Source organism: Parviterribacter kavangonensis, from assembly GCF_056863335.1.
The window spans coordinates 1,786,267-1,808,931 of sequence record NZ_JBXPJA010000001.1; the positions used below are offsets into that span (position 1 = coordinate 1,786,267).

The following is a 22,665-nucleotide window of genomic DNA, read 5'->3' on the forward strand; positions in this document are numbered from 1 at the left end:
CGATGACCCTCCAGGACCAGCTGCTCGTCGGACGTGAAGCCGAGCAGCGCCGGCTCGAGGCGCTGCTTGGCGAGGTCCGCGGCGAGGGAGCGCCGCGCTTCGCCGTCGTCGCCGGCGAGCCGGGGATCGGCAAGAGCTCGTTGCTCGCCGCGCTCGCACGACGTGCCGAACGCGAGGGGTGCGTCGTGCTCGACGGCCGCGCGACCGAGCTCGAGCGCGAGCTTCCGTTCGGCCTCTTCATCGACGCGCTCGACGCCCACCTCGACGGCCTCGACGCACGCGCGTTCGACCGCATCGCGGCCGAGGACATCGGCGAGCTCGCGACCGTCTTCCCGTCGCTGCGGACGCTCGCGCGCGAAGACCTCCGGCCCCCCACCACCGTCGCCGAACGGTTCCGCACCCACTTCGCGGTGCGAGCGCTGCTCGAGCGGCTCGCGCTCGTGCACCCGGCGGTCCTGCTGCTCGACGACGTGCACTGGAGCGACGGCGCCTCGACCGAGCTCATCGGCCACCTCCTGCGCCGTCCGCCGGACGCAGCGGTCCTGTTCGTCCTCGCGTCCCGTGCGCGGCGCGAGCCACCGGCGCTAGTGGCGGCGGCCCGCGCGGGTCGTGTCGAGCGCATCGAGCTCGGGCCGCTCGACCCCGACGACGCCCGCGTGCTGCTGCAGGGAACGGCCGACGACGAGCTGCTGCGCGAGAGCGGCGGCAACCCCTTCTACCTCCTGCAGCTCGCGCGGCGGGACGGGGCCGCGGCAACGCGTGTGACGGCGGAGGCCGACGCCGAGGGCGTGCCCTCCGCCGTCACCGCCGCGATCGATGCGGAGCTGGATGCGCTGAGCGAGCGGGCCCGGCGCTTCGTCGGCGCCGCTGCGGTCGCCGGGGACCCGTTCGAGCTCGACGTGGCGGTCGCGGCGTCCGGGCTCGGCGAGGAGGAGGCCCTCGGGCTGCTCGACGACCTGATCGCCGCCGACGTCGTCCGCGCCGGCGCCGAGCCGCGTCGGTTCCGCTTCCGCCACCCGCTCGTCCGGCGCGCCATCTACGCGGGCACCGCGCCGGGCGCCCGCCTCGTGGCGCACGAGCGCGCCGCCGAGGTCCTCGCCGCGCGTGACGCACCGAGCACCAGCCGCGCGCACCACGTCGAGCGCAGCGCCCGGCACGGCGACCTGGCCGCCGTCGCGGTCCTGCGCGAGGCGGCGACGGAAGTGGCGGCACGTGCGCCCGCGAGCGCGACCCGCTGGCTCCGCGGCGCGCTCCGTGTTCTGCCCGCCTCCGCCGACCCGTCCGAGCGGGTTGCGCTGCTCGCGCCCCTCGCCGAGGCCCTCGCGGCGACGGGACGCCTGGCCGAAGCGCGTGAGGTGGGGCTCGAGGCGATCGCGTTGACCGCGCCTGACACGCCGGCATCCTTCGTCTCGGCGTGCGCGAACCTCGAGCAGCTGCTCGGCCGCCATGAGGAGGCTCGCGAGCGCCTGCTCGCCGCCCATGCCGCGAGTGAGCCGGGATCGACGAGCCGAGGAGCGCTCCAGGTCAGCCTCGGCCTCGACGGGTTCGTGGCCGGCGACTACACGGCGATGGCGCGCTGGGCCGAGCGGGCCGCGGAGACGACCGCGGCCACCGGGAACCTCCCGCTCGCCGCGGCCGGCGCGGCCATCCGGGCCTTCGCCGAGGCGATCGTCGGTCCGCCCGACGCGGCCCGGCGGCACTGCGACGAAACGGCGGCGATGGTCGACGCGATGTCCGACGCGGAGCTCGCCGAGCGCATCGACGCGATCGCGCACCTGTGCGGCACCGAGTACGTGCTCGAGCGCTTCGACGACTGCACGCGCCACGGGGAACGGGGGCTCGCGGTCGGCCGGGCGACCGGGCAGGGCGACTTCTTCCCGACCCTGAGCGCTTCGGTCGGCGGCGCGTTGTTCTCGGCCGGGCGGCTGGCCGAGGCGGCCGTGCACCTCGATGCGGCCGTCGAGGCCGCGCGGATCACCGACAACCGGATGGCGCTCGGCCTCGCGCTGCTCAACAGCGCCTACGACCTCGTCACGCTGGGTGACGTCGCCCCGGCGGTGAGCCTCGCCGAGGAAGCTGTCGCCGTGACCGACGCGCCGGGCGGCCTGCCCGCGACCTGGGCCGGCGTCATGCACGCGTACGTGCTCCTCGAGGAGGGGCGGCCGGGGCGGGCGGTGGACCTCTTCCTGAGCGCCGGCGGCGCGCGCCTCGAGCGCGTGCCCGGCGGCTTCCGCTGCAACTTCCTCGACGCAGCCGTGCAGGCGCTCCTCGAGCTCGACAGGATCGACCAGGCGCAGGAGCTCGCCGACGAGGCCGTCGCCCATGCCGGATCGTTCGGGCTGCGCATCCCGGCCGCCGGAGCGCAGCGCGCCCGTGCACGCGTGCTTCTGCGCCGGGGCGACGTGGCCGCGGCCGCCGAGGCGGCGCTCTCCGCCGCCGCGAGCGCCGACGACATCGGCGCCCGCGTCGAAGCAGGTGTCTCCCGCGTCGTTGCGGGCAGCGCGCTGATCGCCGCCGGCCGCGTCGAGGAGGCGGCAGAAGTGCTCCGGCGCGCGGCCGAGGAGCTCGACCGCTGCGGCGCGCGCCGCCATCGCGAGCGCGCCGAGCGGGAGCTGCGGCGCATCGGCCGGGGAACGCACCGCCGGTCGCGTCCGCCCAGCCGCGGCGACACGGGCCTGGGATCCCTGACCGGCCGCGAGCGCGAGATCGCCGACCTGGTCCTCGACCGCCGGACGAACCCGGAGATCGCCGCCGAGCTGTTCCTCAGCATCAAGACGGTCGAGACGCACATGCGCAACGTGATGCGCAAGCTCGGCGTCAGCTCGCGCGTCGAGGTCGCGCGTGTGCTGGAACGTGCCGGGCGCGACGCACCTTGAGCGTGTCGGGCCGCGCGTGTGGGTTCAGGGTGCCCACCTGATGTCCCGGCCCTCTCTCGCCGGGAACCTGGCGCCATGACCAGCCTCCACGACCCCCACGCGCTGCTCGGCGCACCCGACGGCGCCCTCGTGGTCGTCGTCGGCGACCACCCGCGCGACGGCCTCGGGCGCAGCTGCGCCGCGACGGCCGGCGAGCTCGGCGTGACGCTCCTCGTGCCGCGAACCGCGACCGTCGACGCCCATGCGCTGATCGCCCTCGTCGACGCGCACGGCGTGCGCCGGTTCGGCGTGCTCGCGCCCGCCGGCGCCGCGGCCGCCGCCATGACGCTCGCCAACGCGGCAGGGACCCGGTGCACCGGCATCGCCCTCGTCGCAGAGCGCAACCGGCCCTTCGCGCCGCTCGGCAGCTTCGGTGCCGCCGAGCCCCCCGAACGCGCGCTGCGCCACGCCGCCGCACTGCGACCTCACTTCCCCGACCCGACCGGTCCCTGACCCCACCGCAAGGAGGCTCGGATGTCCGTCACCGCAGTGGCGCGACCGCCCCTGCCCGCGTTGCCGCGCGGTACCCGCGAGATCGCGCTCTTCGCCTGCGCCTACGCGCTCTACAGCCTGTCGCGCCACGTCGTGGTCGGCGATCCCGCCACGGCGCGCGACCACGCACGCTGGATCATCGACCTCGAGGCGTCGGTGTCGCTCGACGTGGAGCGCGCGGTCCAGGACGGAGTGCGCGGCACCGCGCTGCTGTGGGTGCTCAACCACGCGTACCTCGCGGCGCAGCTCGTCGTGTTGCCCGGGGCGCTCGTGCTGCTTCACCGCCGGCGGTCCGCCGCGTACGCGCGGCTGCGGGACACGGTTCTCGCCACCTGGCTGCTCGCGCTGCCCGTGTACGCGCTCTTCCCAGTCGCGCCGCCGCGGCTCGCCGACATGGGGATGGTCGACACGATCACCAGCTCGACGGGCGTCGCGCTGGACTCGAAGCTGACGACGTCCTTCTACAACGAGCTCGCCGCCGTGCCGAGCCTTCACTGCGGCTTCGCCCTCGCCGTATCTGCGGCGCTCGCCGTCGAGTGCACGCGGTGGTGGACTCGCGCGCTCGCGCTCGCCTGGACGCCGCTGGTCGCGCTCAGCGTCGTCGCCACCGGCAACCACTTCCTCTTCGACGTCGTCGCCGGCTTCGTGATCACGGTCGCCGGCTTCGCGCTCGGCCGTGCGCTCTCCCGCCGTCCGTCGTCCCCCATCAACCACCCAACAACAGGAGCCACACGATGATCGACTTCACCATCCACACCGACATCGACCGCCCGGTCGCGGACGTCTTCGCCTACGCGACGGACCCGTCTCTCCTGCGCACATGGCAGGCGAACACCGTGTCCGTCGTCCAGGAGACGGCCGGTCCCCTGCGCGAGGGCAGCCGCCTGCGCGAGGTCCATCGGGACCCGCGCGGGAAGGACCATCCGTCGATCGTCGAGGTCGCCGAGCTCGTGCCCAATCGGACGTTCGAGCTTCGCGTCGTCGAGGGGATCCCCGTGCACGCGCGGATGACCTTCGAGGACGTCGACGACAGCACGCGCGTCACCTTCCGTGCCTTCGGGCGACTGACCGGCGGGATGCGCCTCGTCCAGCCGCTGCTGCAGCGCACCCTGCGCCAGCAGTTCACGGCGCACTGCGAGCGGCTCAAGGAGGTGCTCGAGCAACCGCGGCCGGAGTGAAGACGCGCTCTGCGAGGGGGATCGCCGGCTGCCGTGATCGGCAGGAAGTTCCCCGGGAGCCCGGCTCCGCGTGTGGGCAGGCCGGGCCGCATGGATTACCGGGTGGTGTGTCCAGACTGCGCTTTGTCCTTCACGACCGCGCTGAGCACGCACCGGGCCTCAGGCACCGTCCAGTGCAAGTTCTGCGGAGGAACCGCCATCGTTCGCCGCGCGGACATCCATGGAACGGCTCTGCTTGCGAGCAACCACGACCGGCGCAGGCACACCGGGCGCGGCCTCTTCCGTTCGCTGACCTAAGTCGTTCAGACGTTGCGCCCCGCCCGACGAGGCGGCGACGAGTCGGTCACCCTTGGTGCACGTGCCTACGCCACGCGACTACGGCCAGATCGGCGACGTGTCGTCCGCGGTGAACGTCGTCCGGGCGATCTACGACGCCTTCGCGCGCCGGGACCTGGAGGGCGCGCTGACCCACATGCACGAGAAGATCGTCTTCGTCCCCGCGGGGACGGCATCCTTGCTCGGCCGCGTCGAGCCGTACGTCGGCCACGAGGGTGTCCGTCGCTACTTCGCCGACGTGGCGACGGTGTGGGAGGAGCTCACATTGCGGGTCGACGACATCCGCGCGACCAAGGAAGGTGTCGTCGTCTTCGGGTCGGCGGTCGGCATGACGAACGGTGCGCCGTACGAGCAACGCGCGTTGTGGACCTGGAAGGTCGAGGACCGGCTTGCCGTCTCGATGCGCGTCAGCCTGCTCGGCGCCGCGAGCTGACCAGCCGTCGCGCGGCGAACACCGCCGCGCCGGCGGCGGCCACCCACGGCCCGCCGACGATGACCGGGTCGAGCACGTGGTGGCGCCGGTCGGAGCGGCCGCTGCGCGACGTGCCGCTCGCGGACAGCTCGGAGAGCACGCCCGTCTCCGTCACCGGGTTGTCCGGGTGCAACGAGGCGAACGACCGCAGGTGGGCGCCCCAGGCGTCAACCCGGTCGCCGGCCAGGAGCAGGAGCCAGTGGCCGAGCCGCCCCTCGCTGTAGCGGCGGTAGGCCAGCCGGCGGATCGCGCCGGAGGGGCCGTGCAGGGGCTGGGCGGTCCCGAACACCGGCGTGACGAAGGCGTGCTCGATGGAGCGCTCGCGCCCCTCGGCGCCCGGCTGACGCTCGGGGAAGCGCCAGTGCGCGCCCGTGCTCTCGGGGGCGTACCGCAGCTTCGGATGCGAGGGGCGGTCGGCGGGGTCGAGGTCCGCGCCCCAGCCGGGGATGCGCGCACGCAGCTGCTCCGGGGTCTCTCGCATCCGCGGCTGATCGGGGACGTAGGCGATCGGGAGGCCGTCGTGGCTGCTCGTGTCGGTCATGGTTCGGCTCCCTCGGGTCAGGACGCGCTGGGCAGGATCAGCGGCTTGATGCAGCCGTCGAGCTTGGCCGAGAACACGTGGTACGCCTCGGAGATCGCCTCCAGCGGGAACCGGTGGGTCACCATCTCGCGGGGCGTGAGGTGCCCGTTGCGGACGTGCTCGAACATCCGCGGCCACTGCCGCTTCACGGGGGTCTGGTTCATGCGCATGGTGAGGCCCTTGTTCAGCGCGTCGCCGAACTTCACGGCGTTCGGGACGGGTCCGTAGGCGCCCACGACGGAGACGGTGCCGCCCTTGCGCACGCCGTCGATGGCCCAGTTGAGCGCGATCGGCGAGCCGCCTTGGAGCTTGAGCTTCGCCCCCGCGATGTGCTGGAGGCAGCTGCCGTCGGCCTCGGCGCCGACCGCCTCGATGACGACGTCCGCGCCGAGGTGGTCGGTCTGCTTCTTCAGCTCGACCACGATGTCGTCGTGCTCGTCGTAGTTCAGCGTCTCGGCGTACGCCATCGTGCGCGCCTTCTCGAGCCGCTCGGTCAGGTGGTCGACGACGATGACCCGGCCGGCACCCATCAGCCACGAGGACTGCGCCGCGATCAGGCCGACCGGCCCGGCGCCCAGGACGACCACGGTGTCGCCCTCGGCGATCTCGCCCAGCTGGGCGCCGAAGTAGCCCGTCGCCGCGGCGTCGGTGAGCAGCACGGCGTCCTCGTCGTGCATCCACTCCGGGATCTTCACCGGGCCGACGTCGGCGAACGGCACCCGCACGTACTCGGCCTGGCCGCCGTCGTAGCCGCCGGTCGTGTGCGAGTACCCGTAGATGCCGCCGACCGCCGTGGCGTTCGCGTTCACGTTGTGGCAGTTGCTGTACAGCCCCCGGGCGCAGAACCAGCAGCTGCCGCAGAAGATGTTGAAGGGCACCATCACCCGGTCGCCGACTTGCAAGTGCTGCACCGACGAGCCGACCTCATCGACCACCCCGATGAACTCGTGCCCGAACGTGTGCCCGATCCGGGTGTCCGGCATCATCCCGTGGTAGAGGTGCAGGTCCGACCCGCAGATCGCCGCGAGCTGGACCCGGACGATCGCGTCGTTGGGGTGCTCGATGCGAGGCCTGTCCTTCTCCTCGACCCGCAGCTTGTACGGGCCGCGATACGTCATCGCGCGCATGGTGCCTCCGGACAAGGGATGAGGCTGTCGGCGTTCCCCAAGCGCGTCCGCGCGAAAACGTCGGGGGACGCTGGCCAACCGTCTCTGCGCCGTCAGCGCCCGGCGAAGAAGATCCTGCTGGCGTTGCCGTACGCGTAGGCGTCGAGCGCCTCGGCCGGCAGGTCGAGCTGACCGAGGTCGGCGGCGCACTTCTCGAGCTCGAGCAGCGGATGGTCGCTCGAGAACAGGACCTTCTCGCGGCCGCGTGTGCGCATGTAGTGCAGAAGCGCGTCCGGCAGGTACTTCGGCCGGTACGCGGACGTCTGCAGGTGCAGCCCCGGCCACTTGATCATCAGCCGGATCGCCAGGTCCCACCACGGGTCGGCGCCGTGCGCCATCACGACGACGAGCTCGGGGAAGTCGGCGCAGACGCGGTCGAAGTGCATCGGGTCCTGCGACGCGCTCGCCACCGGTGGGCCGGGGATCCCGGCGTTCATCTGGATGGGCAAGCCGAGGTCCACGCACGCCGTGTAGAGCGGGTAGTAGCTCGCGTGCGACGGCGGGACGTCATGCAGGAACGGGATGACCTTGGCCGAGACCACCGGCAGGTCGCGGTGCGCCTCGCGGACCTTCGCGACCGCCTTCATGATCCCGGCCGGATCGACGCGCGCCGAGAGCGCGAGGCGGTCGGGTGCGGCCTCGACCACCTTGACCGTGTGGGCGCTCGGCTTGTCGACGTTGAAGTCGAGCACCGCCCGCTCGACGCCGTGCGCGTCCATCGTCTCGAGCAGCTCGCCGACCTCGATGCGCCGCAGGCCGCTCCGCCCCGACCCGAGGTACTGCGTGGCGACGGCGACCATCCAGTCGACGTCCTCCCACTCGGGCATGTCCGCGTTCATCCACGGGTCGATGATCCGCATCGCGCGACGGTAGAGCGGGCCTGCGCTCTGCTCGGGCGACGGTCGGCCCCCCGCCTGTCGATCACGACAACCCGGGGCGCTCGCTCACGTCACGGCCTTGTTCAGCTCGCGCACGACCGAGAGCACGCCGGTGCGGTCGTAGAAGTCGACCACGATGCCCGTCGGCGTGCGCCCGAGGGTCCTCCGGCAGGACGCGACCCGGCGCAGGAGCGTCGCCCGGTCGCCGACCGCGCGGTTCGCGCGTGCGGGCGGTGGGAAGCGGTCGACCCAGTGGTTCATCCACAGCAGCGGGCTCTCCGGGCTCCCCCGGCCCGCCGGGCATGCGCTGCGGGAATCGAGGAGCGCGTCGACCCGCGTGTCCTGGACGAAGAGGAAGCCCGGCTGGAGCCAGCTCGCCCGGCCGCCGTCGCCCTGGTCGAGGACGACGAGCCGCCGGCCGCTGGCGATCATCTCCCGCAGGGTGGGGAGCGGGGCGCCGCCGCGTGGAAGCGTCGCCAGGTACGGCTCGAGGCCCGCTTCTTCGAACGCATCCTCGAGCTCACTCGGGTCGACGCTCGACTCGGTGAACATCAGCACGACCTCGGAGCGCTCCCGCTCCAGGAACCCGCGCACGTCTCGCAGCGCGCCGCCGATGGGCTCGGCGCCGAGCTCGCACAGGGAATGGCACAGGTAGATGCCGCGCTCCCCCTCCGACGGCACGAGCCCGAGCCGGCCGGCGAGCTGCTCGGCGGCCCGCGTGGCGTCGGTGCCCAGCTCCGCGGCGACCCGGTTGCGCGTCGTGCCCTCGGCCCGGAGGTCGGTGCGGATCCGTCCCCGCTGGTCGGCCACCCCGTAGTGCGGGTCGATCAGCAGAAGGCGGATGCCGTCTTGCAGCTGGCGCGGGATCGCATGGCGTTGATTGGCGAAGAACCAGCCCGGCCGATCGGCGGCGGACATCGAGTTGTGCGTCCCCGCGAAGACGACCTCGTCGAGGCGCCGGTCGCACAGCTCCGCTGCGCCGTTGCAGGCGGTGATCTCGTCGACGGGCGGCGGGTCCGCGTCGGGATCGCCGGCGTGGACGGCGGCTGCGATCGCGGTCACAGCGACCAGCACCGCGGCGCCGGCGACGGCGGCGCGACGACGCCCGGGCCGCCGATCGGACGCGGGTCGCTTGCGGGTCCGTGCGACGAGACCGACGAGCTCGGCGAGACCCAGGACCGCGAGACCGCCACCGACGAGCACCGCAGCGGCGGCGCGCACGCGGTCGTTGCCAAGGGCGATCAACACGCCGATCGCGACGAGCACGGCCCCGCGCAGCGCGCGGCTGGCAGGTCGCAGCGCGCCGCCGGCCAGCACGTCGGCGGCCTGGCGCAGGGCACCGGCACGGTCGACGCGCGCACGACCGAGCACGGTGGCGGCGATGACGGCGAGCCCCGCGACCCCGGCGAGCACGAACCACCAATCCAGGCCGCCGACCAGCCCATCCCACGCCGCGCCGGCGGCGCGGCGCGCGTCGTCGTCGGCGATGACGCCGACCTCCGAGGCGTGCGAGACGACCTGGGCGCGCAGCATCGCGACCAGCAGGAGCCCCCCCACACCCGTCGCGACGAGTGCGACGCCCGCTCGGCGCAGCGCCGCCTCGCGGTCGGGGGCGAGCGCCACCGCACCGAGCAGCAGCGCAAGCGCGGCGGCGATCAGCAGCGGTGCGGCGACTGCGCTGCCGTGGGCGACACGTGCAGCGGTGACCGCGGCATCGCTCCGCCGCACCTCCGCGATGCGTGGCGAGACGTCGGCGGGGATGGAGCGAGCGACCTGCGGGGCGATGGCGCGCAAGCTGGGACGCAGCGCCTCCATCACCTGCTCGAGCTCGACCACGACGTCCCGGTCGCCCTCGAGCAGGAGCTCGTGCGCGGCGACCGCCGTCCGGCGCAGCACGCGCTCGAAGCTCTCGGTGTCGAGGACCGCCTCGACCGCACTCAGGACGAGCGGTCTCGACGCCACCAGATCCGGGGACCCGCGCTCGACGAGCCCGACGGCGACCTGCTCGGCGAGCACCCCGCGCACCTCCTCCGAGCGGACCGCGGCGACGGCGTGGTCGGCGAAGCGATCGGCGTCGGCGAGCTGCAACCGCACGTAGCCGGCGACGGTCGCCGCGATCGTCACCGGGACGGCGAGCGCGACGAGCAACGAAGGAAGGTGCCGGCGCACGCCTTGTCCCTACCCGGACGCACGCGGACGTGGCTGCGCTCCCGGGGACGCATCCCGGCGAGGACTACAGTCGCGTCCGCGATGGCGACGACGGCCGACCTGCGAGACCTCGACCCGGACGTCCTTCGCACGCCGTGGCCGTTGTACGCCGCGTGGCGCTCGCGGGGCCCGGTTGTGGAGCTCCCGGATCTCGGCGGCTGGGCGGTCTGCGACGTCGCGCTCGCCACGGCGATGATGCGCGATGGCGAGACGTGGTCGACCGATGCGTTCGAGGGGCCCGTCGACGAGCGGCGGGAGCGATGGCTGCGCGAGCTCGCTGCCGAGCTGCCCGCGCTGGACGAGCTGCTCGCCACGCCGCTCGCGGCGCTGCTCGCCGTCGACCCGCCCGATCACGGCCGGCTGCGCTCGGAGATGACGCAGTTTTTCTCGGCCGCGAACGTCCGCCGCCTCACGCCGCTGGTCGACGGCCTGGTCGCCGACGCGCTCGCGGCCCTCGTCACCGGCGAGCCGGTCGAAGCCGTGTCCGGGTTCGCCAAGGAGCTTCCGCTGCGGGTCATCGCGACGCTCCTGGGCCTGCCGCGCGACGAGTGGGAGCGCTTCGGCGAACTGGCCGCCGCGGCGAGCACGAGCAACCCGCACCTCGAGGGCCGCTCGTCGCTGCGTGCGCGGCTGCAGGCCGAGCTCGAGCTCATGCGCTTCTTCACCGCAGCCATCGAAGAGCCGCCGTCCGGGCGTGACGTCCACGGCGTTCTGCAAGGACTCCACGACGCGGCGGCAGCCGGGCGCCTGACGCCGCGCGAGGCAGCCGGCCTGTGCCGCGAGCTGCTCGTCGCCGGCGCGGAGAGCACCGTGCACCACCTGTCCGCGGCGCTGCTCTTCCTCGCCCTCGACCCCGCGCTGCTCGCCACGCTGCGCGACGCACCCGAACGGGTTCCCGCCTTCACCGAGGAGGCGCTGCGGCTCGAGCCGCCGTTCCCCGGCTTCTGGCGCCGCGCGCGGACTGCGACGAACTTGGGCGGCACCGCTCTACCGCAGGATGCGCTCGTGCTGATCCCGTTCGCGGCGCTCAACCGCGACCCCGTCCTCTTCCCGGACCCCGATCGGCTCGACCTCGACCGCCCGAACCCGCGCAAGCACCTCGCGTTCGGCCACGGGATCCACTTCTGCCTCGGCGCCCCGCTCGTGCGCTTGCAGAGCCACGCCGTCGTGCGCGCCCTCGTGTCACGCGTCGAGAGCATCGAGCTGCTCGTCGACCCCGGCGACCTCGAACCCGTCCCGAGCATCCAGGATCGCGGGCTGCAGGCGCTGCCGCTGCGGTGCGTCCCGCTGGCCGGCGCCGACACCACCCGTAGAGTCACCGCATGAGCGCAGACCCCGTCGACGGCAGGGCCAGCCGCTCCGAGCACCGTCGCGAGGAGCTGCTCGAGGCGGTCATGGACTACGTGCTCGACCACGGCGTCGCCGGCCTGTCGTTCCGCCCGCTCGCCGAGGCGGTCGGGGTGTCGCACATCACGCTGCGCCACCACTTCGGCTCCGAGGAGGAGCTCGTCGCCGAGATCTTCGACACGATCCGCGCGCGCGAGCCGATCCCCGCCGGCGGAACCGGGCAGGAGCAGCTGCTGCGCGACCTGTGGGCGCGCTGGGCCGAGCCGGAGGGTCAGCGCCACTTCCGGCTGCTGTTCGAGGCCTACGGCCAGGCGCTCATGCACCCGGACCGCTACCGCCGCTTCCTCGACGGGGTGGTCAGCGGCTGGATAGGCGTGATCTCGCGGCTCGCGGTGGAGGCCGGAGCGCCCGAACGCGACGCGGAGCGCTTCGCGACCGTGCTCCTCGCGCAGCTGCGCGGGCTCCAGCTCGACCTGCTCGCGACCGGAGATCGCGCGCGCACGGACGCAGCGTTCGAAGCCGTTCTCGTCACGGCGAAGGCCGAGTACGCCCGCTGGGCCCAGTAGCTCCAACGCTCGTCAGACCACGTTGCGACGCGGTCCCTCGCCAAGCTTGACGACCACGACGCCGGCGACGATCAGCACGCCGCCGATGAGCTGCTCGATCCCCGGAAGCTGGTCGAGCAGCAACCAGGCGAAGAGCACCGCGGCGACGACCTCGAGCAGCGCGATGAACGAGGCCAGCCGGGACCCGAGCCGCCGGCTCGCAGCGATCCCGGTCGTGTAGGCGATCGCCGCGGTGAACACGCCCAGGCCGATGAACGGCAGCCACCAGGCGACGGACGTGCCCGCGTAGACCGGCTCGGCGGTCGACGACCGCATCGACAGGAGGCCCGTCGCGCCGAGCACTCCCAGCAGGACCGCGCCGACCGCCAGGCCGCCGCCCGCCAGCGCCAGCGGCGGCACCCCGGTGCGCGTGTCGGCAGAGAGGACGAAGTACGTCGCCGCGCCGACCATGGCGGCGAGCGCCCAGAGCACGCCGTCCGTCGCGAGGTCGGCGCCCGACAGGAGGTCGAGCACGAGCACGAGCCCCACCGCGGCCACGCCCGCGCCGGCGACCGTGAGCGGACGCGGACGCTCGCCGTGGCGCAGCCAGAGCCACGCGACGATCGCCGCCGGAGCGGTGTACTCGATGAGCAACGCCGGGCCGACGTCCATCGCCGCGACGGCGGAGAAGTACGCGAACTGCGTGCCGGCCACCGGCACCGCGCCGTACAGCGCGACGAGGCGGGCGTTGCGCCGTACGAGCGCCCAGCGCCCGCGCATCGCGCGCGCCGCGAACGGCGCGACGACGAGCGCGGCGATCGCGATCCGCGCGAGGACCACCGCGCCCGGGCTCCAGCCCGCGTCGATCAGGCCGCGAGCCAGCGAGCCCGACAGCGCGAACGTCGACGCGGAGACGAGCGCGAGCGGCAACCCGGCCTTGAGATCCAGCGTTCCGGGCGGCGTCGCGGCAGCCATGCCCGGTCACGGTACGACCGCGTCCGGCGCGGAAGCGGTCGTCGCCTCGGCGCCGGTCGACGTGGCGGGCGTCGCTTACGGACGTTGCATCATGACGCCGACGCGCCAGGTTCGGGCGTGCCTGGACAGGACCCTCGTAGTGCAGAGCGACCCGAAGTGGTCCATCCTCCTCGCGCGCGCGCAGACGGCGCAGCGGCGCGCCGCCGCGACGGTCGTCGCGGGCGAGGCCATCCGGCGTGAGTCGCAACGTGCGGTGACCGCGGCGCGTGCCCAGCGCGTTCGCCTGGCGGCGATGCGCGAGCGTCGCAACCACTGATCGAACGGGCGGCTCCGGCTACAGGCGATCGATGACGGTGATGCCCTCGCCGCCGCCGCGAGTCATCGACGCGAGCGCTTCGCCGGCGTCCGCCAGCGCGATCCGGCGCCGGATGAGCCGGCCCGGTTCGACCGCTCCGGAGGCCACCAGGCGCAACAGGGCCGGGTAGTGGCGCACGGCCATCCCGTGCACGCCGAGGACCTCGAGCTCACGCGAGATCACCTTGGCCATCGGCACCGGCGGCGCCGCCTCGGCGCCGACCAGGAGACCGGCCTGGACATGGCGCCCGCGCTTGCGCAGGGAGAGGACGGAGCTCGCGGAGGTGGCGGCGCTGCCCAGAGCGTCGATCGAGACGTGGGCGCCGCCGCCGGTCAGCTCGTGGATGCGGCGCACCGGATCCTCGGCGCGGGCGTCGATCGCGTGGGTCGCACCGAGCTCGGCCGCGAGCGCCAGGGCGCGCTCGTCGACGTCGACGGCGACGACCTCGGCGCCGAGCGCCCTGCCGAGCATGACCGCCGAGAGCCCCACGCCGCCGGAGCCGTGCACCGCCAGGCACTCGCCGGGGCCGACGCGTCCGCGCACGGCGACAGCCGCGAAGGCGGTCATGAAGCGGCAGCCGAGCGCCGCTGCGTCGGCGAACTCGACGTCGCCGGGAAGCCGGACGCAGTTGAGGTCGGCGGCGGGGACCGCCACGAGCTCGGCGAACGAGCCCCACGCGGTGAACCCCGGCTGGTAGTCGACGTCGCAGATCTGCGTGTGGCCCTGACGACACGGCTCGCACCGCCCGCAGCCGCAGCAGAACGGGACCGTGACGCGGTCGCCCGGCTGCACCCCGCGCACCTCCGGACCGACCGCCGCGACGACGCCGGCGAGCTCGTGGCCGGGCACGTGCGGCAACCGGATCGCCGGGTCGTGCCCCATCCAGCCGTGCCAGTCGCTGCGGCACACGCCGGTCGCCCGGACCTCGATCACCGCTCCATCGGCGGGCACGGCCGGATCGCGCACCTCCTCGACGGTGAGCGGCTCGGCGAACGCATGCATCACGGCTGCGCGCATCGCTCCCTCACCTCATCGACCGCGCGGGCTCCCGACCCCTCCGCCTCGGCGAACAACGCCCCGGTGGCGACGGCGAGGGCGCCGGTGAGGGCCTCGCGGTCGAGGGCTCCGACGCGCGAGCCGTCGAGCTTCGCGAGGACCTCGGGCGGCAGGTCGTCGTAGCCCCGGGCCTGGACGGCGGGCAGGCCGCGGGCAAGGCAGGCGAGCGAGAGCGCGTGGTCGCGGACCGCCCCGACGTAGTGCTCGGCCTGCCAGAGGCGGCCGCGTTCGATGCACGCGCGGGCGTGGAGGGCGTAGATGACACCCCAGCCGAAGAGGTCCTCGGCGACGGGCGGCTGCGGCGATCGAGCCTCGCCGGCGGTCTCGCCGAAGAGCAGGCGAAAGCGCGACCCGGCGGGGACGAAGTGGGCGGCCGGCGTGAACGACAGGTCGAGCTGCAGCGCGTCCGGGAGGAGCAGGACGCGGTAGGTGGTCGGCGCGCGCTCGAGGTCGACGAGGTGCACCGCTCCCGCCTCGTCGTGCAGCGTCCGCGTCCAGTCCTCGAGGACGTCGCCGATCGCCACGCCGTCGGCGACCGCGAAGGTCAGGTCGAGGTCGGAGAACCGGTCGCCGGCGTCGACCGCGAGCGAGCCGACGGCCGCTCCGGCGACGACGCGGTCGTCGGCGGCGGCGAGCGCGAGGACCCGATCGCGAAGAGCGTCCCGCTGGGCGACGGTGAACACCGCCGCGATCGTACGCCGCGCCGATGACGCGTCGCGCGCCGCCGCGCGGTCGGCCGACGGGCGGTCTGATGGGTGTAGCTTCGGCGTGTGGGAGCTCCCCAGCGCCGACGACCTCCCCGCCGCCCGGGCCACGCGAGCAGCGACGCCGAGCGGCGCGCGCTCGCGAAGGCGAGCGGCAAGCGGACCAGCGGCCCGCCGCCCCGCGCGCCGCGGCCCGGCTTCGCCGTGCTGTCGACCGACGGCGGATCGCGCGGCAACCCCGGTTCGGCCGCGATCGGCTACGTCCTGAGCGGCGCCGACGGGACGCGGCTGGCGGCACACGGCGAGGCGATCGGGATCGCGGGCGCGAACGTCGCCGAGTACCGGGCGCTCCTCGCCGGCCTCGAGCACGCGCGCCGCCTGGACCTCGACCGCGTCGAGGCCCGCTGCGACGCCCGCCTCGTGGTCGAGCAGGTCACCGGCCGCCGGGAGCCGGCCAACCCGCGCCTGCGGCGGCTCGCCGACGACGTCCGCGACGCCGCGGCGAGGATCGGCACGGTCGCCTTCACGTGGGTCCCGGCCGACGCGAACGGCGACGCCCATGCGCTCGTCGCCGAGGCGCTCGCCGTCAGTGAGCGCCGCGGCGGTGCATCGCCGCCACGATGACCGCGCCGACGGCGAGGCCGAGGATCGCGGAGGCGCCGGTGTTCGTGAACCACGCGCCGACGCCGCCGAGCGGGCCGAGCGCCTCGTGGACGTCCTCCTCGCGGTGGTGGACGAAGTCGTACGGGCCGGAGACGCCGAGGTCCTCGAGGCCGACGAGCAGGATGTGGCCGCCGACCCACAGCATCGCCGCGATGCCCACCGTCGACAGCACCGACATGACGATCGGCATGGCATGGACGAGGCCGCGGCCGAACGAAGCCGCTCCGCCCTCGCGGGTTCGCGCCAGCTCGAGGCCCGCGTCGTCCATCTTCACGATCAGCGCGACCGCGCCGTAGACCAGGGCGGTGATCGCGAGGGCGACCAGCACGAGGATCAGCGCGCGGGAGAGCAGCGGCTCGTCGGTCACCTCGTTGAGCGAGATGACCATGATCTCCGCGGACAGGATGAAGTCGGTGCGGATCGCGCCCGAGACGAGCGCCTCCTCGTTCTCGGGCTCCGACGCCTCGGCGGCGTGCGACGACTCCCGCCGCGACGCCCGGCGGTGCTGCAGCACCTCCCACAGCTTCTCCGCGCCCTCGTAGCAGAGGTACGCGCCGCCGATCATGAGGATCGGGGTCAGGAGCCACTCCATCAGCTCGCTCAGCAGCAGAGCGGCCGGGAGGATGAAGAGCAGCTTGTTGCGCAGCGACCCGACGGCGATCCGCTTGATCACCGGCAGCTCGCGGTCCGGGCTGAACCCCTTGACGTACCGCGGCGTGACGGCCGCGTCGTCGACGATCACGCCGGCGGCCTTGACGCTCGCGCGGCTGGCGCCCGCGGCGACGTCGTCGACGGACGCCGCAGCGGCCCGGGCGAGCGCGGCGACGTCGTCGAGGAGGGCGGCGAGGCCAGCGCTCACGCCGGAGAGGGTACGGGGCGCGCACCACCCGGGGTCTGTCCCCGAGTGGTGCGCGGCGCGGCTATCCCTTCCGCGAGGCCCGGTGGCGCGGCTTCGCCTTCGGCTTGGCGCAGGCCCGGCGGTGCTTGCTCTTCGCGCGATGCTTGCGCGCCTTCTTCTTGCACGCCGCCCGCTTCGGCTTCCTCTTCTTCGCCGCCGAATGCCGCTTGGGCGACGGATCCGAATCGGCGCCCCGCGGCGCCGGGATCGCGGGATCGGACGCCTCGCGGGTGCTCAGCAGCAGCTGCGAGGGATGGTCGGCGTCGTGGAAGATCAGGTTGCGCCCCGCGACGGGGAGCGGCTCGTGGGTCGGCGTGTCGGACGAGCCCAGCCACAGCCGCAGCCGGTGCCCCGGAGCCAGCGTCCACCCGGTGTCCCAGATGTCCATCCGGTACTCGGTCGTCAGCCCGATCGTCACCGGCGTGTCCTCGTCGTCGGGCAGGTACGGCTTGCCCGGCCGCGAGCGGGCCTCGTCCACCTCGCGGAACGACGCCCGCAGCCAGCCCTGCGTGATGAACGTCGACGACCCGTCCGGCGAGACGTCGATGAGCCGCCCGACGAACGCCATGTCGCTCGCCTCGGTGATCGCCCAGAAGCGCAGCTCGCTCGGCCCCGCCAGGCGCAGCGGCTCCGTGACCGGCGGCGTGGTGAACGTCAGGCCTTGCGGCTCGTCCAGGCGCTGGTCCATCGGCGCGTACGGGAGGAACCCGTCCGGCCCCTCCTTGCCCATCGGGATCGACGCCCCCGCCGTGGGGCTGTACGCGTACGCGTCCTGGTAGCTGTCGCGCCCCGTCGGAACGGCATCCGCCAGAGTGCCGTCGTTCGGCGACAGCGATGCCGACCCGCTCTTCGCCGCCGACAGGAAGAGCCGCCGCAGGCCGCCCGAGCCCACCGCCCGCCACGACGGCGCGGCATGCCATGTGCGGTCGCCGAGGTCGAACCAGCGCACCCGCGGCTTGTCCTCGATCCCGTTGCGGATCCCCTTCATGAAGCGGTCGAGCCACGCCCGGTCCTCGCCCTCGGGCGGCGGCGACGACAGCGCCGTCGGATCCTCGGTGTGCGAGCCGTACGGCGCGCCGACCTGGCCGGCGTCGCCCGTCCCGTGGTGGGTGCTCGCGTCCATGACGAGCAGCTTGTGCTTCGACGCGAGCCCGTCGATCAGCCACAGGTCGCCACGGCTGTACATGTCCTGTCAGCCCGTGAAGACGTAGACCGGCACGGTGATGCGGTCCATCTTGGCCAGCACCGACCGCTCCCGGTAGAGCGGTCCGTCGTGCGGGATGAGGCGCGTCTCGATCGCGAACTGCTGCTGGGCGCGGTCGAGCGCCTGCGGCTGCGGTCCGGCGCCGATCGACTGCGCGGCCGTCTGGCCGGCGAACCACTGGCCGACGAAGCCCTGGTCGTACAGCCCGTTGTGCCACAGCACGTCGCGGTACGGATCGGTCGGCGGGTGGCCCACGACGACCGCCTCCAGGTGCGGCGGCCGCAGCGCCGCGCCGAGCAGCGCCGTGATCGCCGAGTACGAGTACCCGTACAGCGCGACGCGCCCGTTGCTCCACGGCTGCTTCGCGACCCACTCGACGACGTCGTAGACGTCCTGCTGCTCGCGCGTGCAGAGCAGGCACAGCGCGCCCCCGCTCTTCCCGCTGCCGCGCACGTCGGTGTCGACGCGCGCGTAGCCGTCGGCGACGTAGGCCGTCGACGACGAGCGCCCGTACGGCTCCATGTCGATCACCGCCGGATAGCGGCCCTTGCCGTCCTCCGGCAGGAAGACGTCGCCCGAGAGGTTCACCCCGTCGGTCGCGGGGATCGTGACGTCGGCCAGCTTGACGGGAGCGGCGTGGGCGGTGGCGGCGGAGGCGAGCAGGACCAGCAGGGAGCCGGTCAGCGAACGGAGCGAACGGGACACACGGGCACCAACGACGCACCCGGGCGGAACTCGCGGCGCGCTCGGGCCACCGACGGTCACCGCCGCGAACCTACGACAAATGCTTAAATGCGTTTCGTCGTATGGGGCAGCTGGTCGACGAGGCGATCGCGGAGGCACATCGCGCCCAGCGCGGCGGCGACCACGCGCTGGCCGAAGCGGTGATGCGCGATGCCGTGCGCCGCTCGCCGTCGGATCCGTGGGCGCTCGTGATCCTCGCCCAGGTCATCCGGTTCGAGCGCCCGGGCGAGGCGGCCGATCTCGCGCGTCGAGCCTGCGAGCTGGCCCCCGCCGACCACGGGGTTCGCGTCATCGCCGGTCGTCTGCTGTTCGACGTCGAGGCGTACGAGGACGCCTACGCGCTGTACTTGGAGCTGTCCGCCGCGGCGCACGAGCTGGCCGAGCCGGTCGCGCTCGGCGTGCTCGACCTGGGCGCCCGCTTCGGCTTCACGTGGGGCAAGCTGACCGAGACGCGGCCGCTGCTGGAGGAGCTGATGCGCCGCGACCCCGCCCGGCACGGGGTCGCCGAGATGCTCGCGATCACGCTGATCGAGCTCGACGACGAGCCGGCTGCGCACGCGGTGCTGGCCAAGGCGCTGCAGCTGCGCCCCGGTGAGCCGGACCTCGTGCGGATCCGCGACGCGCTGCACCAGCACGGCCCGCGCGCCATCCGCCTGACGTAGAGGTCGCAGGACCGGCTAGAGGACGTCGCCGATCGCGCGCAGCGCGGCGCCGCCGAGGAGGATCGCGAGCAGCACCCCCGCTGCTCCGACCACGATCCCCACGATCGCAACGACGACGTCCTCGAGCAGGACCCCGAGCGAGAGCAGGACCACGCCGAGTGCCGGCAGCGTGTCGAGGCCCGTGAACGGCGGCGCGAGGAACGCGGCGATCGAGCCGCCCGCGACGAGCAGCCCGAACACCACGTTCGTCAGCCGGTGGCCGAAGAGGAACCTCAGCCGCGGGCGTGACCAGCGCTCGAGGAAGCGGATCGTCCGCAGCAGCGTCCGGATGAACCGGCCTTCGGTCGCCAGCTCCCGCCCCCGCCAGCGCTGCGGCAGCCAGATCTCGTCGCGGCCGGCGATGAGCTGCAGTGCCAGCAGCACGGCGATCACCTCGAAGACGTGCGTCGCGCCGCCGGTCGGCAGCGGCAGCGCCGGCAGGCCGAGCAGCATCACGAAGACGATCGCGAACGCGCGCTTGCCGAAGACGTCGACGAGCCCGCCGAGCGTCTTGTCGCCGTCGCTGGACAGCCATGCCTCGAGCTCGGCGGCGACCATCGCTTCGCGGACCGTACCGGTACGCTGCCCGCCCGCGGCGCTCCGATCCGCGTTTCCCCATGACCGCGCGACCGGGTTTCGTGACACCGATGAAGGCGGTGCTGACCGCCGACCGCCCGTCCGGGCCGGACTGGGTATTCGAGCGCAAGCTCGACGGCATCCGCTGCCTGGCCGTCAAGGACGGCGGGCGAACGCGGCTGTGGTCGCGCAACGAGCTGTCGCTCAACGACCGCTACCCATCGCTGGCCGCCGCGCTGGACGAGGACCCCGCGGACGGCTTCGTGCTCGACGGCGAGGCGGTCTCGTTCGTCGGCGGGCGCGACCGGTTCGGCGGCGGCGAGGGCAGCGAGCTGTTCCTCTACGTCTTCGACGTCCTCTTCGCGGACGGGCGCGACGTGCGATCGCTGCCGCTGGAGGAGCGGCGGTCGGTGCTCGAGGGCGTCCTGCGCTGGCGCGATCCGCTGCGGATGACGTCGCAGATGACCGGCGACGGCGAGTCCCTGCTGGCCGACGCGTGCCGCGACGGCTGGGAGGGCCTGATCGCCAAGCGGGTCGGCACGCCGTACGTCTCCACGCGCTCACGCGACTGGCTGAAGCTGAAGTGCACGAAGGCGCAGGAGCTCGTGATCGGCGGCTTCACCGCGCCGCGCGGGTCGCGGACCGACCTCGGCGCGCTGCTCGTCGGGCACTTCGACGGCGACCAGCTGCGGTACGCCGGCAAGGTGGGAACGGGGTTCACGCGCGAGACGCTGCGGGAGCTGTCGTCTCGTCTGGGCCCGCTCGTGCGGGAGACGTCGCCGTTCGAGCCCGAGAAGGGCATCCCGCGCGCCGCGACGTGGGTGGAGCCGGAGCTGGTCGCGCAGATCGCCTTCATGGAGTGGACCGGGGACGGCCGTCTGCGGCACCCGTCGTTCCTGGGGCTGCGGTTCGACAAGGCGGCGCACGACGTCGTGCGGGAGGAGCCGTCGTGACGCTGCGGCCCGCCGCCGAGGGCGACCGCGACGTGGTGCTGGCGATCGGCGTGGCCGAGGAGACCGCGTGGTTCGGCTCGCCCGACGTCAGCGCGGCCGAGGTCGGCGAGTGGGTCGACAGCGAGGGCGGCCTCGTGCCGGGCGTCGTGGTGGTCGACGACTCCGGCGTCGTCCGCGGGTTCGCCTCGCCCGGGCAGCTCGAGGCGGTGTTCCTCGCCGACCCGGATGGCACTGCCGCGTGGACCGATGAGCTGATGCCGTGGCTGCTGGCGCAGCGCGACGACGTCGATCTCATGGTCGCGGCCGTCGACGCGGCCCGCCGTGCGGCGTTCGCGCGCCACGGCCTGCGGCACATCGCGTCGTCGTTCACGCTCGCGCGCCCCTCCGCCGCCGGACCGGTTCCGCCGGCGGCCTTCCCGGACGGCGTCGACGTCGCTCCGTACTCGCTGGGCGACGACGACGAGGCGGTGCACCGGCTCGTCTACGTCGATGCCGCGTGGGGCGACGTCCCCGGCCACACCGTGCGCGACCTCGATGCGTGGCGCGAGAAGGAGCGCTCGTGTGGGTCGCTCTTCCTCGCCCGCCGCGACGGCCGGCCGGTCGGGTGGATCGCCGGCCGGGTGCTCGACAACGGGCGCGGCTACATCTCGACGCTCGCCGTGGCCATCCCCGAACGTGGCCGCGGCCTCGGGCGGGCGCTGCTGCTGGAGGCGTTCGCCGACCTCCAGCGGGCGGGCGCTTCGGACCTGACGCTCGGGGTCGAGGCGCGCAACGACGCAGCGCTCGGGCTCTACCGCTCGGTCGGCATGGACGTCGAGCGCGAGTGGATGGTCTACAGCTCGGACGACTGAGCGTCGACGCGCGGCAGCGTGGCCACCTCGACGTCCTTCGCAACGGTGCGGACCTCGTCCGGCACGTCGGCGAGCCGGACCTTGCGGATGAGGTCCTGCGCGCGCCCGAGCGGCGAGAAGAAGTTGTCGTAGTGCGTCGGCACGAGGACGCGCGGGTCGAGCTTCGGCAGCACCCGCTCCCAGTACCGCGGCGTGACCTGCCGGCCCGCGACGCCGGCGAGGAAGACGTCGACGGGCGCGTGCCGCAGCTCCGCGTCGTCGAGGTCCGCGCTGCCCTGGTGGTAGAGGCTGATCCCCGCCACCTCGATGCGGATGCCGTAGACGGCGCCGCACTTGTACGCGCCCGGCGCGAGCCCGTCGAGGTGCTCGCAAGTGAGCGGCCCGTCCATCGGCACCTTGCGGCCGAGCAGCAGCTTCGAGTGCCGGCTCGGCACGAAGCTCACGACGAACGGCCCGAGCTCGTACCTGCGATGCGGCGTCACCTCCACCGCACGGTCCCGCAGCCCGTGCAGCTCCATCAGATGCACGAGCGACGCCGACCCGTACGCCGTCGTCCCGTAGCGCTTGGCGAGCGCGGGGGCGTCGACCACGTGATCGAAGTGCGTGTGCCCCACCAGGATCCCCGCCACGGGCCCCGGCGCGTGCGCGTACCGCTCGATGAGCTGCGGGTCCGGCAGCGCGGTGCGCCGCAGCAGCATCGACCGCAGCGGAACGCGCGAGACGTACGGATCGATGAACAGCGACACGCCTTCGCACGTCATCCGGTAGCCCGAGACCCCCAGCCACACGATCTCCAGCCCCTGCGGAAGCCCGAGCGGAACGCGCTCGAGCTCCACCGCCGCCTGCAGATCCGCCGCGTCCGCCACTC

The 22,665-nt window shown here is 73.8% G+C and carries 24 protein-coding genes; 12 read left to right on the plus strand and 12 right to left on the minus strand.

Going from position 1 to position 22,665, the window contains the following annotated elements; all coding sequences use genetic code 11:
• Positions 1-2 precede the first annotated feature (2 nt).
• The 5 genes from AC1UE4_RS09150 (at position 3) to AC1UE4_RS09170 (ending at position 5,354) form a co-directional block, all read left to right on the plus strand.
• A complete protein-coding gene (locus tag AC1UE4_RS09150; protein ID WP_482916913.1) occupies positions 3-2,876 on the plus strand; it encodes a helix-turn-helix transcriptional regulator in 2,874 nt (957 codons plus the stop codon).
• Between the two features lie 75 nt (positions 2,877-2,951).
• Positions 2,952-3,368, plus strand: a complete 417-nt coding sequence (locus AC1UE4_RS09155) for a hypothetical protein (protein ID WP_482916914.1) — start codon at positions 2,952-2,954, stop codon at positions 3,366-3,368.
• A 21-nt stretch (positions 3,369-3,389) separates the two neighbouring features.
• On the plus strand, positions 3,390-4,145 hold the full coding sequence (locus tag AC1UE4_RS09160) for a phosphatase PAP2 family protein (RefSeq protein WP_482916915.1): 756 nt from the start codon (positions 3,390-3,392) through the stop codon (positions 4,143-4,145).
• Positions 4,142-4,585: an SRPBCC family protein gene (locus AC1UE4_RS09165; protein ID WP_482916916.1), complete on the plus strand. Its 444-nt coding sequence runs from the start codon at positions 4,142-4,144 to the stop codon at positions 4,583-4,585. The genes AC1UE4_RS09160 and AC1UE4_RS09165 overlap by 4 nt, the downstream gene beginning before the upstream one ends.
• 358 nt (positions 4,586-4,943) lie before the next feature.
• Positions 4,944-5,354, plus strand: coding sequence for a nuclear transport factor 2 family protein (locus AC1UE4_RS09170; RefSeq protein ID WP_482916917.1), 411 nt, complete (start codon positions 4,944-4,946; stop codon positions 5,352-5,354).
• On the opposite strand, the gene AC1UE4_RS09175 is transcribed toward AC1UE4_RS09170, so the two are convergent.
• The 4 genes from AC1UE4_RS09175 to AC1UE4_RS09190 form a co-directional block, all read right to left on the minus strand.
• Positions 5,329-5,934, minus strand: coding sequence for a hypothetical protein (locus AC1UE4_RS09175; protein ID WP_482916918.1), 606 nt, complete (start codon positions 5,932-5,934; stop codon positions 5,329-5,331). The genes AC1UE4_RS09170 and AC1UE4_RS09175 overlap by 26 nt on opposite strands.
• A 17-nt stretch (positions 5,935-5,951) precedes the next feature.
• Positions 5,952-7,100: a zinc-dependent alcohol dehydrogenase gene (locus AC1UE4_RS09180; protein WP_482918223.1), complete on the minus strand. Its 1,149-nt coding sequence runs from the start codon at positions 7,098-7,100 to the stop codon at positions 5,952-5,954.
• 92 nt (positions 7,101-7,192) lie between these two features.
• A complete protein-coding gene (locus tag AC1UE4_RS09185; RefSeq protein ID WP_482916919.1) occupies positions 7,193-7,999 on the minus strand; it encodes an amidohydrolase family protein in 807 nt (268 codons plus the stop codon).
• A gap of 84 nt (positions 8,000-8,083) precedes the next feature.
• Positions 8,084-10,186 (minus strand): phosphoinositide-specific phospholipase C-related protein, encoded by a 2,103-nt coding sequence (locus tag AC1UE4_RS09190; protein ID WP_482916920.1) that lies wholly within the window; start codon positions 10,184-10,186, stop codon positions 8,084-8,086.
• An 81-nt stretch (positions 10,187-10,267) separates the two neighbouring features.
• Between AC1UE4_RS09190 and AC1UE4_RS09195 the strand changes: the two genes are divergently transcribed.
• Together AC1UE4_RS09195 and AC1UE4_RS09200 are read left to right on the plus strand one after the other, a co-directional pair.
• A complete protein-coding gene (locus AC1UE4_RS09195) occupies positions 10,268-11,551 on the plus strand; it encodes a cytochrome P450 (RefSeq protein ID WP_482916921.1) in 1,284 nt (427 codons plus the stop codon).
• Positions 11,548-12,138, plus strand: a complete 591-nt coding sequence (locus tag AC1UE4_RS09200) for a TetR/AcrR family transcriptional regulator (protein WP_482916922.1) — start codon at positions 11,548-11,550, stop codon at positions 12,136-12,138. The genes AC1UE4_RS09195 and AC1UE4_RS09200 overlap by 4 nt, the downstream gene beginning before the upstream one ends.
• A 12-nt stretch (positions 12,139-12,150) precedes the next feature.
• Here the strand turns inward: AC1UE4_RS09200 and AC1UE4_RS09205 are convergent, their stop codons facing one another.
• On the minus strand, positions 12,151-13,092 hold the full coding sequence (locus AC1UE4_RS09205) for an EamA family transporter (RefSeq protein ID WP_482916923.1): 942 nt from the start codon (positions 13,090-13,092) through the stop codon (positions 12,151-12,153).
• 139 nt (positions 13,093-13,231) lie between these two features.
• Here AC1UE4_RS09205 and AC1UE4_RS09210 point away from each other — a divergent pair, with 139 nt between their 5' ends.
• Positions 13,232-13,408, plus strand: coding sequence for a hypothetical protein (locus tag AC1UE4_RS09210; protein WP_482916924.1), 177 nt, complete (start codon positions 13,232-13,234; stop codon positions 13,406-13,408).
• 18 nt (positions 13,409-13,426) lie between these two features.
• Here the strand turns inward: AC1UE4_RS09210 and AC1UE4_RS09215 are convergent, their stop codons facing one another.
• A complete protein-coding gene (locus AC1UE4_RS09215; RefSeq protein ID WP_482916925.1) occupies positions 13,427-14,464 on the minus strand; it encodes a zinc-dependent alcohol dehydrogenase family protein in 1,038 nt (345 codons plus the stop codon).
• Positions 14,449-15,186 (minus strand): nucleotidyltransferase domain-containing protein, encoded by a 738-nt coding sequence (locus tag AC1UE4_RS09220; protein ID WP_482916926.1) that lies wholly within the window; start codon positions 15,184-15,186, stop codon positions 14,449-14,451. Before AC1UE4_RS09220 ends, AC1UE4_RS09215 begins: the two co-directional genes overlap by 16 nt.
• Before the next feature lie 87 nt (positions 15,187-15,273).
• On the opposite strand from AC1UE4_RS09220, the gene AC1UE4_RS09225 reads away from it, so the two are divergent.
• The gene (locus AC1UE4_RS09225; RefSeq protein WP_482916927.1) at positions 15,274-15,831 is read left to right on the plus strand and encodes a ribonuclease HI family protein; all 558 of its coding nucleotides are present in this window, start codon (positions 15,274-15,276) and stop codon (positions 15,829-15,831) included.
• Here AC1UE4_RS09225 and AC1UE4_RS09230 read toward each other — a convergent pair.
• The 3 genes from AC1UE4_RS09230 to AC1UE4_RS09240 all read right to left on the minus strand — a co-directional run bounded on the left by AC1UE4_RS09230 (position 15,794) and on the right by AC1UE4_RS09240 (position 18,677).
• The gene (locus tag AC1UE4_RS09230) at positions 15,794-16,729 is read right to left on the minus strand and encodes a DUF808 domain-containing protein (protein ID WP_482916928.1); all 936 of its coding nucleotides are present in this window, start codon (positions 16,727-16,729) and stop codon (positions 15,794-15,796) included. The genes AC1UE4_RS09225 and AC1UE4_RS09230 overlap by 38 nt on opposite strands.
• Before the next feature lie 61 nt (positions 16,730-16,790).
• Entirely contained in the window at positions 16,791-17,954 is a 1,164-nt protein-coding gene (locus tag AC1UE4_RS09235; protein ID WP_482916929.1) for a CocE/NonD family hydrolase, read from the minus strand.
• 6 nt (positions 17,955-17,960) lie between these two features.
• Entirely contained in the window at positions 17,961-18,677 is a 717-nt protein-coding gene (locus tag AC1UE4_RS09240) for a CocE/NonD family hydrolase (protein ID WP_482916930.1), read from the minus strand.
• A 101-nt stretch (positions 18,678-18,778) separates the two neighbouring features.
• Here AC1UE4_RS09240 and AC1UE4_RS09245 point away from each other — a divergent pair, with 101 nt between their 5' ends.
• Complete coding sequence (locus AC1UE4_RS09245) at positions 18,779-19,378, plus strand: tetratricopeptide repeat protein (protein ID WP_482916931.1); 600 nt, start codon at positions 18,779-18,781, stop codon at positions 19,376-19,378.
• Positions 19,379-19,393: 15 nt separating this feature from the next.
• On the opposite strand, the gene AC1UE4_RS09250 is transcribed toward AC1UE4_RS09245, so the two are convergent.
• Positions 19,394-19,975 (minus strand): exopolysaccharide biosynthesis protein, encoded by a 582-nt coding sequence (locus tag AC1UE4_RS09250; protein WP_482916932.1) that lies wholly within the window; start codon positions 19,973-19,975, stop codon positions 19,394-19,396.
• Between the two features lie 89 nt (positions 19,976-20,064).
• Here AC1UE4_RS09250 and ligD point away from each other — a divergent pair, with 89 nt between their 5' ends.
• Both ligD and AC1UE4_RS09260 read left to right on the plus strand, forming a co-directional pair.
• Positions 20,065-20,946, plus strand: coding sequence for a non-homologous end-joining DNA ligase (gene ligD, locus AC1UE4_RS09255; RefSeq protein WP_482916933.1), 882 nt, complete (start codon positions 20,065-20,067; stop codon positions 20,944-20,946).
• Entirely contained in the window at positions 20,943-21,797 is an 855-nt protein-coding gene (locus tag AC1UE4_RS09260) for a GNAT family N-acetyltransferase (protein ID WP_482916934.1), read from the plus strand. Before ligD ends, AC1UE4_RS09260 begins: the two co-directional genes overlap by 4 nt.
• Here AC1UE4_RS09260 and AC1UE4_RS09265 read toward each other — a convergent pair.
• Positions 21,779-22,663 (minus strand): MBL fold metallo-hydrolase, encoded by an 885-nt coding sequence (locus AC1UE4_RS09265; protein WP_482916935.1) that lies wholly within the window; start codon positions 22,661-22,663, stop codon positions 21,779-21,781. The genes AC1UE4_RS09260 and AC1UE4_RS09265 overlap by 19 nt on opposite strands.
• Positions 22,664-22,665 lie beyond the last annotated feature (2 nt).